Origin of the sequence: Dyella sp., from assembly GCF_035503745.1 — a bacterium.
Classification (GTDB): Bacteria; Pseudomonadota; Gammaproteobacteria; order Xanthomonadales; family Rhodanobacteraceae; genus Dyella_B.
This window is the reverse complement of record NZ_DATJTC010000043.1, coordinates 74,140-87,089: the sequence shown is the minus strand read 5'-3', so window position 1 is coordinate 87,089 and position 12,950 is coordinate 74,140. Positions and strand designations below refer to the sequence as shown.

16 protein-coding genes are annotated in these 12,950 nt (G+C 65.1%); 5 read left to right on the top strand and 11 right to left on the bottom strand.

Going from position 1 to position 12,950, the window contains the following annotated elements:
* Positions 1-5: 5 nt before the first annotated feature.
* Both VME63_RS16810 and VME63_RS16805 read right to left on the bottom strand, forming a co-directional pair.
* Positions 6-1,130, bottom strand: coding sequence for an inorganic phosphate transporter (locus tag VME63_RS16810; protein ID WP_325434509.1), 1,125 nt, complete (start codon positions 1,128-1,130; stop codon positions 6-8).
* Positions 1,131-1,187: 57 nt separating this feature from the next.
* Positions 1,188-1,817, bottom strand: a complete 630-nt coding sequence (locus tag VME63_RS16805; protein ID WP_325434508.1) for a pit accessory protein — start codon at positions 1,815-1,817, stop codon at positions 1,188-1,190.
* A 113-nt stretch (positions 1,818-1,930) separates the two neighbouring features.
* Here VME63_RS16805 and VME63_RS16800 point away from each other — a divergent pair, with 113 nt between their 5' ends.
* On the top strand, positions 1,931-3,250 hold the full coding sequence (locus tag VME63_RS16800) for a hemolysin family protein (RefSeq protein ID WP_325434507.1): 1,320 nt from the start codon (positions 1,931-1,933) through the stop codon (positions 3,248-3,250).
* 77 nt (positions 3,251-3,327) lie between these two features.
* Here the strand turns inward: VME63_RS16800 and VME63_RS16795 are convergent, their stop codons facing one another.
* Complete coding sequence (locus tag VME63_RS16795) at positions 3,328-4,089, bottom strand: RNA methyltransferase (RefSeq protein WP_325434506.1); 762 nt, start codon at positions 4,087-4,089, stop codon at positions 3,328-3,330.
* 122 nt (positions 4,090-4,211) lie between these two features.
* Here VME63_RS16795 and VME63_RS16790 point away from each other — a divergent pair, with 122 nt between their 5' ends.
* Positions 4,212-5,015, top strand: a complete 804-nt coding sequence (locus tag VME63_RS16790; protein ID WP_325434505.1) for an inositol monophosphatase family protein — start codon at positions 4,212-4,214, stop codon at positions 5,013-5,015.
* 46 nt (positions 5,016-5,061) lie between these two features.
* Here the strand turns inward: VME63_RS16790 and VME63_RS16785 are convergent, their stop codons facing one another.
* The 8 genes from VME63_RS16785 to VME63_RS16750 all read right to left on the bottom strand — a co-directional run bounded on the left by VME63_RS16785 (position 5,062) and on the right by VME63_RS16750 (position 10,203).
* Entirely contained in the window at positions 5,062-5,409 is a 348-nt protein-coding gene (locus VME63_RS16785) for a VOC family protein (RefSeq protein WP_325434504.1), read from the bottom strand.
* Between the two features lie 20 nt (positions 5,410-5,429).
* Positions 5,430-5,744 (bottom strand): hypothetical protein, encoded by a 315-nt coding sequence (locus VME63_RS16780; RefSeq protein WP_325434503.1) that lies wholly within the window; start codon positions 5,742-5,744, stop codon positions 5,430-5,432.
* A gap of 51 nt (positions 5,745-5,795) precedes the next feature.
* Positions 5,796-6,182 carry a VOC family protein gene (locus tag VME63_RS16775; RefSeq protein ID WP_325434502.1) on the bottom strand — a complete coding sequence of 129 codons (387 nt, stop codon included), beginning with the start codon at positions 6,180-6,182 and terminating at the stop codon, positions 5,796-5,798.
* Positions 6,183-6,207: 25 nt separating this feature from the next.
* A complete protein-coding gene (locus VME63_RS16770) occupies positions 6,208-6,447 on the bottom strand; it encodes a DUF2164 domain-containing protein (protein ID WP_325434572.1) in 240 nt (79 codons plus the stop codon).
* Between the two features lie 235 nt (positions 6,448-6,682).
* Positions 6,683-7,381, bottom strand: coding sequence for a DnaA regulatory inactivator Hda (hda, locus tag VME63_RS16765; protein ID WP_325434501.1), 699 nt, complete (start codon positions 7,379-7,381; stop codon positions 6,683-6,685).
* Positions 7,378-8,544 (bottom strand): AI-2E family transporter, encoded by a 1,167-nt coding sequence (locus tag VME63_RS16760; protein WP_325434500.1) that lies wholly within the window; start codon positions 8,542-8,544, stop codon positions 7,378-7,380. The genes hda and VME63_RS16760 overlap by 4 nt, the downstream gene beginning before the upstream one ends.
* A gap of 78 nt (positions 8,545-8,622) precedes the next feature.
* Entirely contained in the window at positions 8,623-9,198 is a 576-nt protein-coding gene (locus VME63_RS16755) for a CDP-alcohol phosphatidyltransferase family protein (RefSeq protein WP_325434499.1), read from the bottom strand.
* 6 nt (positions 9,199-9,204) lie between these two features.
* A complete protein-coding gene (locus VME63_RS16750; RefSeq protein WP_325434498.1) occupies positions 9,205-10,203 on the bottom strand; it encodes a DUF2066 domain-containing protein in 999 nt (332 codons plus the stop codon).
* Between the two features lie 96 nt (positions 10,204-10,299).
* On the opposite strand from VME63_RS16750, the gene purM reads away from it, so the two are divergent.
* From purM to VME63_RS16735, 3 genes are all read left to right on the top strand, one after another.
* Complete coding sequence (gene purM / locus VME63_RS16745) at positions 10,300-11,328, top strand: phosphoribosylformylglycinamidine cyclo-ligase (RefSeq protein WP_325434497.1); 1,029 nt, start codon at positions 10,300-10,302, stop codon at positions 11,326-11,328.
* A gap of 188 nt (positions 11,329-11,516) precedes the next feature.
* Positions 11,517-12,182: a phosphoribosylglycinamide formyltransferase gene (gene purN, locus VME63_RS16740; protein ID WP_325434496.1), complete on the top strand. Its 666-nt coding sequence runs from the start codon at positions 11,517-11,519 to the stop codon at positions 12,180-12,182.
* A gap of 51 nt (positions 12,183-12,233) precedes the next feature.
* The gene (locus tag VME63_RS16735) at positions 12,234-12,941 is read left to right on the top strand and encodes a DUF3108 domain-containing protein (protein WP_325434495.1); all 708 of its coding nucleotides are present in this window, start codon (positions 12,234-12,236) and stop codon (positions 12,939-12,941) included.
* Positions 12,942-12,950 lie beyond the last annotated feature (9 nt).

Genomic DNA, 12,950 nt, shown 5'->3' with positions numbered 1-12,950 from the left:
AGATGCTAGGCCCAGTGCCGGGCCAGCCAGACAAAGCCGTAGGCGATCAGCGCCGTGACCGGCAAGGTAAGAATCCACGCCCATACCATGCGCTCCACCACCGACCAGCGGATGGCGTTGAAGCGCTTGGCCGCGCCCACGCCCATGATCGAGGACGACACCACGTGGGTGGTGGACACCGGCAAGCCGAAGCGGGACGCCAGCAGGATCACCAGCGCCGAACTACCCTCCGCCGCCAGGCCGTTGATGGGATGGAGCTTCACCATCCGGTGACCCAGGGTCTTGATGATGCGCCAGCCGCCGCCGGCGGTACCGCCAGCCATGGTCAGCGCGCAGACCACCGCGACCCACGACGGCACCGCAAAGCCGCTGGCGGCCGATTCGTGGATGCGCAGAAAGGACAGCCAATGCGGCAGGCCATCGAACTGCCCGGCGGCGGTCGCGCTGGCCAGCGCCAGTGCGATGATGCCCATGCTCTTTTGCGCGTCGTTCATGCCGTGCGCCAGCCCCATTGCGCTGGCGGACAGGATCTGGGCCTTGCCGAAAAAGCGGTTCACGAACGGGGTGCGCCCCAGGTAGCGCAGCACGCCCTTGCGGCTGGCAAACCAGGCCAGCAACCCGTACAAGACGCCCATCAGCGCAAACCCAAGCACGAAGCCCATCAGCGGCGAGACCACCATCGGCACCACCACCTTGGGCAGCACGCCTTTACCTGCCCACCAGTGCGCCGTGCCCTGGGCCCAAATGACCGCGTCGAAACGGCCGCCGGATGCCGCGATCGCCGCGCCAACCAGCGCACCGACCAGGGCGTGGCTTGAACTGGACGGCAAGCCCAGCCACCAGGTGATGAGGTTCCACACGATCGCGGCCAGCAAGGCGCAGATCAGCAGCTGCGGGCCGGCCCCGACCACCCCGGTATTGACGATGCCCGCGGCGATCGTCGCCGCCACCGCGGTACCCCACAGCGCGCCGATCATGTTGGTGACCGCCGCCAGCAGCACCGCCTGTCCCGGCGTCAGCACCTTGGTGGCGACCACCGTGGCGATGGAGTTGGCGGTGTCGTGGAAACCGTTGATGTAGGTAAAGGCCAGTGCGATGAGCACCACGATGGCGACCAGGCCCAGGCTCATGCGCCCGCTCCCGTGGCCGTGCGCCATGCATGAAGGAAAGCGTGCAAGGCGGATTCCTCAGGAGTTCTTCAACACGATGGAATAGACGATGTTGCCCACATCGCGGCACTTGTCGATGGCCTTTTCGATCAGCTCGTAGAGATCTTTGGCCAGCATGGCGCGCATGGCGTCGTTGCTTTCCAGGTAGAGCGTGCGGTAGGGCGCCAGCAGCATGCGGTCGCCTTCCGATTCCAGCGTCTGCAGGCGATCCTGCAGTTTCTTGACCGGATCGATGCGCAGGCCGTTGCGCAGTTCGCCGATCATCTGCGCCACCACTTCGGTGGCGCGCATCAGCACCAGGGTGCGTTGGCCGAAATCCACGCCCTGCAGGCGGCTGGACACGATCTCGTAGCGTTCGGCGAATTTTTCGATGGCCTTGGGGATTTTGTAGAGCGCGGTGTTAAGCGCCTCGATGTCCTCGCGGTCCAGCGCCGTGACGAAGGTGTTCACCAGTTCCTCGCTGATCTGCCCCGCCAGCGCCTTTTCGCGCGAGCGGGCCGCGGCGAAAGCCGCCATCACGGGCGCGTGGTCGGCCTGGGTGGCCAGTTCGTGCAGCGCCTTGGCGCTTTCGCGGGCGGCGTCGGCGCTCTGTTCGAGCAGGCCGTAAAACTTGTCGCCTTTGCCGAAAATCGTCTGGAGGGAGAACATCGGGGCCTACCGGGGGGCAAATGTGACGCGCATGTTACAGGAGCCCCCTCCCGCGCCGCACCACTTGCGATGCCTTACACTGGTGCCATGCCCGCACCAGATGCCCTGTCGCGATGCTGACTACTGTCGCGCTCGTCCTCATCCTTGCCCTGTTCAACGGTTTCTTTGCGCTTTCCGAGATGGCGCTGGTCGCCTCGCGCAAGAGCCGCCTCAAGCAGATGGCCCGCACCAGCCGCCGCGCCCGCCTGGCGTTGCGCCATGCCGAAGCGCCGGAGCACTTCCTGTCCACCGTCCAGGTTGGCATCACCCTGGTCATGATGATCACCGGCGCGGTGGCCGGTGACGCCGCCGGCGCGCATATCGGCGAACTGCTGCAGATCGGCGCCCTGGGCTGGCTGGCGCCCTACGCCCGGATCATCGGCATCGCGCTGGGTTTCGTGGTCATCTCGTTCATCCAGATCGTGGTCGGCGAACTGGTGCCCAAGCGCCTGGCACTGTCGGCGCCGGAGAAGCTGTCCGGCTACGTGGCCCTGCCGATGCTGCTGCTCTCGCGCGCCACCGCCCCGTTCGTCTGGCTGCTCAACCGCTCCAGCGGGCTGCTGCTGGTGCTCATGCGCGTAAAGGACCGCGGCGAAAGTGCGGCCAGCGAAGAGGAAATCCGCCTGCTGGTGGCCGAAAGCACCGAACAGGGCGTGCTTGACGCCGACGAACAGGCCATGGTCAACCGCGTGCTGCGCCTGGGCGACCGCACGGTCGACAGCGTAATGAGCCCGCGCATGCGCATCGCCTGGCTGGACATCGATGCCCCGCTGTCGGAAAACCTGGAAGTACTGCGCAAGACACCCTACTCGCGCTACCCCGTGTGCCGCGGCGATGAGGCGGACATCGTAGGCGTGCTGGAAGTGAAAAGCCTGCTGCGCACCATCACCGCCGGCAAGCCGGATCTGTTCCGCACCCTGGCCAAGCCGCTCTACGTACCGGCCACCGCGCGCGCGCTGGATCTGCTGGAAGAATTCCGCGACGCGGAAACGCCCATGGCCCTGGTGGTTGACGAATACGGCGACATCGAAGGCGTGGTCACTCTCAACGACCTGCTCGCCGCCGTGGTGGGCGCCAGCCAGCTGGGCCACGGCGCGGAGGAACATTCGCCCATCGTGCAGCGCGAAGACGGCAGTTGGCTGGTGGACGGCGCCATTTCCACCGATGACCTGCGCGAACTGTTGCGCGTGGACGACCTGCCCGGCGAAGACGAGCACGACTTCCGCACCGCCGCCGGCATGGTCATGGCCGCGCTGGGCCACATTCCGCAAACCGGCGAAGTGTTCGAGTGGCGCGGCATCCGCTTCGAAGTGGTGGATCTGGACGGCGCGCGCATCGACAAACTGCTGATCACGCCGGCACCGCGCATCGAACTGACCGACGGCGAGCAGTAAGGCGCCGGCTTACCCCCTGGGCTCGCGCGAGCAGAAATACGGCTGCCGCCTCCTTTTAAAGAGAACGCACGCTGGCGCTATTTCTTTTCGCCGGCCAGGCGCGCCATGCGCTGTGCATCGGCAAAAATGCCATGCATCATGCGTAGCTCGCGCTCGTCCATCTGCGCGCGCTGAAACAGCTTGCGCAGGCGCAGCATGATCGTGGTGGGTGCGCGCCCCTTATGGAAATCGATATCGTCGAGCGTCTGCGCCAGGTGCTCGTAGAAGCGTTCCATCTGCGCGGCGTCGGCGGGGGGCTCGTCGTGCAGCGGCGGCGGCGCGGGCACGTGTTCGCCAAGCAGGGCGATGCGCAGCTCGTAGGCCATCACCTGCACTGCCTGCGACAGGTTCAGCGAACTGAAATCGTCCACGCTGGGAATGCGCACCATCGCATGGCAGCGCGCCAGCTCCTCGTTCTCCAGCCCCGTGCGCTCGTTGCCGAACACCAGCGCTACCCGCTCGCCGCGCTGCGCGGCCGCCAGGGCCTGCGCGGCCGCCTGACGTGGCGACAGCTCGGGCAGGTTGACCCCGCGCCGACGCGCCGACAGACCCAGGGCCAGGCTGACCCCGGCAAGACCCTCGACCAGCCCCTGGTGCACACCGGCCCCTTCCAGCACGTCGTCGGCACCGGCCGCCAGCGCCGAGGCTTCCCGGTCGGGGAAGCGATGCGGCGCAACCAGTGCCATCCGGGTAAAACCCATCGTGCGCATCGCCCGCGCGGCGCTGCCGATGTTGCCCGGATGCGAGGTGCGCACAAGCACGAAGCGGAAACTGTCTGGAAGATCGTGGCTGACGGTCATTGCGGCGAAAAGGAGGGCGAATCGGCCCGAAAGCATAGTCGACCCGGGGCCGGCGGGGCAGCGGCCCCGGTCATCTGCTAAACTGCGCGACCGCTAACCCGTTCTTTTGCCAAGCCAAAGCCATGACCAGACCCGCCGTCAACGTCGCGGTACGCGCCGCGCGCTCCGCCGGTAACGTGATCCTGCGTTACATGAACCGCATCGAGGGCCTCAACGTCGTCGAAAAGCAGCGCATGGACTTCGCCTCCGAGGTCGACAAGCTGGCTGAAGCGGAAATCGTCAAGGAACTGCGCCGGGCCTATCCCCAGCACGCCATCCTCGCCGAGGAAAGCGGTGCCTCGGGTAAAAGCCCGCAGGTGTGGGTCATCGATCCGCTGGACGGCACGCACAACTACCTGCGCGGCATTCCGCATTTCAGCGTTTCCATCGCGCTGCTGGACAAGGGCGAACCGGTGTATGCGGTGGTGTTCGATCCGCTGCGCGATGAGCTGTTTACCGCCAGCAAGGGTGATGGCGCTTACCTCAACGATCGCCGCATCCGCGTGGGCAAACGCGAAAACCTCAATGGCGCGATGATTGGAACCGGTTTTCCCTATCGCCAGCGCACCCATCTGGACGCGCAGCTGGCCATGACGCGCGCGCTGCTGGCGCAGGCCGAAGACATCCGCCGCTCCGGTTCGGCCGCACTGGACCTCGCCTACACCGCCGCAGGCCGCTACGACGGTTTCTTCGAAATCGGCCTCAAGCCGTGGGACATGGCGGCCGGCGCGCTGCTGGTACGCGAAGCCGGCGGCCTGTACACCGACTTCGCCGGCCGCGACGGCATTCCCGAAAGCGGCAACATCATCGCGGGCAACCTGCACGTGGTCAAAGCCATGACCGAGGCGATCGGCGCCCACGCGACACCTTCGCTGCTGAAAGCCTGATCGGCACTCCCGGAGAATGAAAAAGGCGCCCGCCGGGCGTCTTCATTCATGGCGGCGATCCATCGCGCAAGCCAAGATGGAAAGTCACGCCGAACGGATCGCGCAGATAGCAGCGCGGCACGGCGGGATCTTCCTCCACCACCGTGCATCCGCAGGCGATCAGCTGCTGCTTCGTCATCTGCACGTCGGGCACCAGAAAGTCGAAGACGGGTCCGTGCGGGCGGCCTTTTTCGACGTAAAGGCGAAACGAGCCTGTCTCGAAACCGACCAGGTTCTCGTCTGCAAACACCTGCTCGAAACCCAGCACCGAGGCATAAAACTGCGTTGCCGCGGCCCAGTCGCCGGTGCGCACGATGACATCGCGCGAAGAACGTACGTAACCGACCATATCCATGACCCTCGAACGCGTGGACGTCAACGCGAAGCTTGCCCGGCCACGACGTCAAAGTGTTGTACTTGCGCTTCGAATTCCAGCAGAAACCCGGCATCTTCCGGATAGTACCGGGCCTTGAGCACATCCTCGCCGGCAAAGGCGCTGATGGCGCGCTCGGACACCCAATGCGTGACGGTGAGGAAATGCGTGACCTCGCCCTCATCGCGGCGCAGTATCGCGGCATCCAGGTTGCCGGGCACCGAACGGTAATCGGGAATCGCACGTTGCGCGAGAAACACCGCGTACTCGTCGGCCCGCTCGCGGGACGTTCGTCCGTGCCAGATACGGCAAATCATGTGCGGTCCTCCTGTTTATCCACTGACGCGCATCGTGCCCAACGCCGGCACTCACTCCGGCTGATGGCACACCACTTCGATGTTGTTGCCATCCGGATCCAGCACGAACGCGCCGTAATAATGTTCGTGGTAATGCGGCCGCGGGCCAGGCGGTCCATTGTCGCGGCCGCCGGCGGCCAATGCGGCCTTGTAAAACGCATCGACCTGCGCGCGGTCGCCCACGCGAAATGCCACATGCAACGGCGGCACATGCGCAACGCCCTTGTACACCCAGAAGTCCGGCTTGGCCGGCTCGCCGTAGCCGGCGACATCCGTGTGCCCGGTGACCGCGGCGGGAAACTCCATCAGCAAGGCATAGCCGATGGGCGCGAGCGCGGCCGCGTAAAACGCCTTGCTACGTTCGAACTGACTGGTGTAAATGCCGGTGTGATCGATCATGCCGGTGGCTCCGATGAAGCGTGCATCAACGCTGCAATGACGTGGCCTGCTCACGCTGCAGGATCGCATCCTGGATATCGTCGATTTTGCGCGACAGTGCGGCCTGCACATCGTAGAGGCCGCGATGGTAGAAGTATGCGCCAATTTTCCCGGCGAAAAAGTCAAGCATGAATTCCGCATCGAAGCTACCGATCTGCTGTTGCAGCTCCTGGGAAAAGTAATGCTTGATCCGCCGGACGATGACGTGCTTTTCGGCCCGCGAAATAGCGGGTGCATGGCGTCACCGCCGCACATACTCCGATTGCGGCATTACTGGTTAAACAGTTGCCTCGGACCGATCAAAAGAAATAAAGGCGAACAGGCCCTAGACCGGACATCTGCCTGCATGGCGAAACGGCTTTACCCCGTATGGCCAACGCTGCCGCGGGGACGGCAGCAGTGTCATTCCAGGCCATTTTCATCATCTGCCGCCTGCGCGCCGACAGTCGCGGCCAAGAACGCTATGCCCGGTCGCCGTGCAAAAATTGGCGCAAAAAAGGCACCGTAACGCGTCGTTGCGCCGCCAGCGAAGCCTGATCCAGGCGCTCGAGCAAGTCGAGCAAGGCGCCGATATCGCGCGCGTAGCGCGCGAACAGCCAATCGAGCACGGAGTCATCCAACGCGATGCCGCGCACGTTGGCTTGATTCTTCAGCACCTCGCGGCGCTCCTCGTCGTCCAGCGGCTTGAGCGCGAACTGAGTGCAGGCGCCGAGCCGGGAGCGCAGATCCGGCAGCGTGACCGGCAGTTGTGCCGGCACCGATTCGGCGGCGAAAAGCAACGCGGTACCTTCGGCGCGCGCACGGTTGTAGAGATCGAACAACGCGTGCTCGGCATCGCGTTCGCCGGCCAGCGCATCCAGGTCGTCGAGTGCGAGAAACTCGCTGCCCGCCACGCCGCGAATCGCCGCGGCGCGATCCTTGAGCGCTTTGAGCGGCAGGTATTGCACGGCGCGACCCGCTTCGCTGGCCGCCTGACAGGCAGCCAACAGCAGATGGCTTTTGCCGCTGCCCGCCACGCCGCTCACCAACAACCATGGCGCACCGGCCTGCACGGCAAGCGCCCGCACCGCGGCTACCGCGGCGGCATTGGCGCCCGCGTGGAAATGCTCGAAACGCTGGCGGCGCGGCCAGCGCAGGCTTAACGGCAACTGCGCGGTCATGACTGGGGCGAATTCCCGTCGCGGACGACGCGCGTCTGCGTATGCACGTGACCTTCGCCATCCTCGCTGACCTGCACGTCGATCTCGGCAATCGCCGTGTCCGGCGGCCCCTCTTCGGTATACAGATTGCTTTGCCGATATCGTTCGGCCAGATAGCGCAACAGCACCAGGATCACCGACGCCGCCGGCAACGCCAGCAACACGCCGAGGAATCCAAACAGATAACCGCCAGCCAGCACGGCAAAAATCACTGCCACCGGATGCAGGCCGATTTTCTCGCCCACCAGCCGGGGCACCAGCACATAGCCTTCCAGCAACTGCCCGATGACAAACACGCCGACCACCAGCAGCAGATTCGTCCAGTCGCCGTGCTGCACCAGCGAGGCGATAAGCGCCGCGGCGAAACCGGTGATGAACCCCAGATACGGCACAAAGCTCAGCAAGCCCGCGATCATGCCGATCAGGGGCCCTACTGAAATGCCTACCACCGTCAGGGCCGAGCCGTAGTAGATCGCCAGCGCCAGCATCACCAGCAATTGTCCGCGCACGAACGCGCCGAGCACGGCGTCCGATTCACGCGCCAGATGCGCGATGGTGGGTTCGATCGAACGCGGCAGCATGCTATCGATCCACGCCACCAGGCGGTCCCAGTCACGCAGCAGGTAGAACCACACCACTGGAATCAATACCAGGTTGGTCAGCCATGCCACCACGCCGATGCCCGAGCGCGACAGCTTGCCGAGCACGCTGCCGATCGAACCGATGTGCGCCTTGAATTGGGCGACCAGGCGATCGGTGTCGAACGCGTTCGGATCAAGGTGAAGCTTCGTCTGCAGCCATGGCAGCGCGGTGTCCCTGCACCACTCCACATAATGGGGAAAGTTCAGCACCAGGTTTTCGATCTGCCGCGCGATCAGCGGCACCAGCAGCAGCAGGGTGGCCACGATCACCAGGATCAGCACGATGAACACGATGCTCACCGCCAGCGCACGCCCCATGCCCAGGCGCTCCAGCCGGTTGGCCATCGGATCGCCCAGGTAAGCCAGCATCGCGGCGATCGCAAACGGCATCAGCACCGGCGCCAGCAGCCACACCAGCAATCCGATGACGACGGTGATCGCCAGCATCTGCCAGCGGCGGGATGTCTCTTGGCTTATGGACACGAAGGGCTCATGCGTATGGGCGTGATGGGAAGTGTCGCCGATGTCGGTAACCGTTCAAAGTCTTGGGGCTTGCGCACATTATGGGCGCAGGGTGTGCCATGCGCGGTGTGACCAGCGCAGCAGGTAATCCACGCCGCTGGCTGCGCACAGCGCGGCCACCAGCCAGACCAGCGGCCGCGCATCCAGTGCCGGCCAGCGCGCCAGCGCCAGCAGCACCGCCAGCAGATACAGGATCTGCATCAGCGTGCAGGCCTTGGACAGCAGGCTAGGCTGCGGATAGATGCGGCCAATCAGTATGCGCCACAGCAAGGCGCCGGTAGCGATCAGCAGATCGCGGCCGCAGACGATCGCGGTGAGCCACACCGGTGCCTCGCCGAGCCAGGCCAGAATCACGAAACAGCTGACCAGCAATAACTTGTCGGCCATCGCGTCCAGCATGCCGCCAAGCCGGCTTTGCCAGCCGTAATGGCGCGCCAGAAAGCCATCCAGCCCGTCCGAGACCCCGGCAACCGCCACCAGCGTCAGCGCACCGGACCATTGCCGATGCCACAGCAGCCAGCCGATCGGTGCGACCAGCAGCACGCGCAGCATGGAGATGGCATTGGGCAGATGCCGCCAAGGGGAATGCGACGCGGCGGGCATCGCGGCGATCATGGCCGTTCAGTGCAGCCAGCGCAGGCTGACGTCCGCGCCATCATGCGCACTGCCCTGCAACAGGCGCCCGCCCGCGGTCAGGTTGGCCGCCAGTCCGTCGAGCGGCATGCCCGCTTTCACCGACAGCAGCAGGCCATCGTCCTGAGCGCCCAGGGTGACGACGTTCTGCACCGACGGATCGGCGCGCAGCAGGGACAGCAGGTTGGCGTAGTCCATCGCCGAATGCAGGCCCGACACCCACAGCGTGCCCTCGACGGTGGACGCGCCGATCACATTGAGCGCCTGCCCCAATCTATCGGCGGCGCTGTTGCCGCCATCGGCGAGCAGGTCGCTGCCGCTGCCCTGGGCGGTCCAATGCTGGGCCTGGCCGCCGCTGATCAGGGTCCAGTCCGCGCCGCTGGCGTGCACGTCGCCAAGCAGCACCAAGCCGGTGTGATACAGCCGGCTGATCGCCGACATCGCCGCCGGATCGGCCGAGGCGAGCTTGTCCAGATCGGGCAGCTGCGCAGGATCGGCAAAACTTACCGGATAGCCGCGTTTGCCCACCGCGTCGGCCAGCGCGCCCAGGCCGTCCTTGCCCAGCACCTTGCCGTCGGGGCCGCGCACCACCAGCAGCACCGGCGGTTTCACCCCGGCGGTGCTGGCGCCGAACTGGGCGATCAGCCGCTGCACCGCGCCCTGGTCGAAGGTAATCGCCAGGGTCAGCGTGGGCGGATTGCCCTCGCCGCGCTGGTATTGGAAGTTCTTGATGATGCCGGCGGCGTTCTGCAGGGCGTCGCCGTAGCCAGGCTTGGTGGTGAGATCTTCGCCACCGGACACGCGCGCCAGCACTTGCCCCAGCGCGGTGGAAAACGCCTGGCCGCGCTGTGCGTCGCTGACATCGGACACCGGCACCACCACCGTATAAGGCGACGCGGGCGGCACGGCCTGGCTGCGGGCGATCTGCGGCAACCCGGTAACCAGGCCGAACAATAGGGTAACGATCAGCAGGCGTGACAGGCGCATGGGCGGGCCGGACTCAGGGCGGGGATATGACGGAAAGTCTGCCCAATCCGACGCTTAACGTCTATCATTGGACGTTTTCCGACGCGCAGGTTCGCCATGTCCGACGCCCTCACCTACCGCGCCGCCGGCGTGGATATCGATGCCGGCAATGCCGTGGTCGAACGTATCAAGCCCCTGGTCAAGCGCACCTTCCGGCCCGAGGTGATGGGCGGCCTGGGCGGTTTCGGCGGCTTGTTCAACCTCGGCACCCGCTTCAAGGAGCCGGTGCTGGTGTCGGGCACCGACGGCGTGGGCACCAAGCTAAAGCTGGCCCAGCAGCTGAACCGCCACGACACGATCGGCATCGACCTGGTCGGCATGTGCGTGAACGACGTGCTGGTGCAGGGCGCCGAGCCGCTGTTCTTCCTCGATTACTTCGCCACCGGCAAGCTGGACGTGGACACCACCGTGGCGGTGGTCGGCGGCATTGCCAAGGGCTGCGAGCTGGCCGGCTGCGCGTTGATCGGCGGCGAAACCGCCGAGATGCCCGACATGTATCCGCCGGGTGAATACGACCTGGCCGGCTTCACCGTCGGCGCGGTGGAAAAAGCAGCCCTGCTGAGCGGCGACACCGTGGCGGCGGGCGACGTGATTCTCGGCGTGGCCTCCTCCGGCCCGCATTCGAACGGCTACTCGCTGATCCGCAAGATCGCAGAACGCGCGGGCAACCCGTTCGATCTGGACCTGGGTGGCGTAAAACTGGCGGACGCGCTGATGGCGCCCACCACCCTCTACGTCAAGCCGATGCTGGAGCTGCTCAAATCCGTGCCTGTGCACGGCATGGCGCACATCACCGGCGGCGGCCTGAAGGAAAACATCATCCGCGTCGTGCCCGAAGGCCTGGGCCTGCATATCGACGCGTCGGCCATCGTGCTGCCACCCGTGTTCGACTGGCTGATGCGCGAAGGCAACGTTGCACGCGCCGAGATGTGGCGCACCTTCAATTGCGGTGTCGGCTTCACCGTTCTGCTACCGCGCGACGCCGTCGGCGCCGCGTCGGACCTGCTGGCCAGACATGGCTTGAAGAGTTCGGTGATCGGCCAAGTCGTTGCCGCGCAAGGCGACGAGCGCGTGCATATCGACTGATGTACTCACTCTCCCCTTCGGGGAGAGGGTTGGGGAGAGGGGCCAACCTCGCCGCGAATTTGAACACGAATTTGAATTGGATCGCACATTAAGTGCCGCCCGTTCCAGGCGCGATAAAAATTTTTGCAAGACTGCCCCCTCACCCCAGCCCTCTCCCCGGAGGGGAGAGGGCGTAAAGAATCGTACCCATGCCATCTACACTTCTTCGCATCGCAGTTCTCGCCTCCGGACGCGGCAGCAATTTCGCCGCGCTGCTGGCGGCACGCGCGAACGGGCAATCGCCGCTGGAATTCGTATTGGTCGGCAGCGACAAGGCCAACGCAGGCGCGTTGCAACTGGCGAAGACGGCGGGCATCCCGACCCTGGTGCTGGATCCGCGCGACTACGCCGAACGCCGCGACTACGACTTTGCGCTGTTCGAGCGTATCGCGGCCAGCAAGCCGGATCTGCTGGTGCTGGCCGGGTTCATGCGCATCATCGACGCCGATGCGCTGACGCCGTGGGTGGGGCGGATGATCAACATCCATCCCTCGCTGCTGCCCAAATACCGCGGCCTGCACACGCACCGCCGCGCGCTCGAGGCGGGCGATAGCGAGCACGGCGCCAGCGTCCACTACGTCACCGCCGAACTGGATGGTGGCCCGGTCATCGCACAGGCCGCATTGACGATCGAACCCGGCGACGACGAAAACACGCTTGCCGCACGACTGCTTCCGCTGGAACACCAGCTGCTGCCGGCTGTGGTTGCGTTGATCGCCTCGGAACGATTGTCGCTCGCCGCCGACACCATCATCTTCGACGGCCAAGTGCTTCGCAAACCTTTGCGATGGCACCAAGGCGCGTTGATCGCCTGAACCGCGCCGTTGCAACGATGCGTTCAGGATCCGGGCGTACACTGCCGATCCATGCGCATACTCAAACTCTCCCGCACCTTCCTCGCTGGCGCCGCGCTGGCCCTGTCCGCCACTGCCGCGTTTGCCGCCGGCCCTGCGCCGTTCACCGCGACCTATCAGGTATCGCGCGACGGCGAAGCGATGGGCGAAGCCACCATCACGCTCAAGTCGCTGGGTAACGGCGAATACGAATACAGCAATCAGATCAAAGGTACCTCCGGGCTTGCCGCCATGCTCGGCGCCAACACCAGCGACGTGACGCGTTTTCGCTGGAACAACAACGCGCCGGAAACCGAAACCTACCACTCCAAGCAAAGCGCGCTGAAAACCAAGCAGCGTCTGATGCAGGTGAACTGGAACACCAGGCAAGTGAGCGTCGATGACGGCAAGGGCACGACCAGCTACGCCGCCACGCCGGGCATGGTCGATCGCAACACCATGCCACTGGCCATCGGCCTGGCATTGCAGGGCGGCAACCAGAGCGTGAACTTGCCGGTGGGCGTGAAGCAGCGCGTGGAGCAGCAGCAGTTCAAAGTGCAAGGCACCGAAGCGGTACAGGTTCCGGCGGGCAGCTTCCAGGCCGAACGCGTGACGCGCACCGATTCGGACAAGCATTTCGATGCGTGGTACGTGCCCAAAAAATTTGCGTTGCCGGTAAAGATGGCACAGAGCGACGGCGGCGATCTTACCTTGCAGCTGGTTCGCTACAGCACGCCATAAAAAAACGGG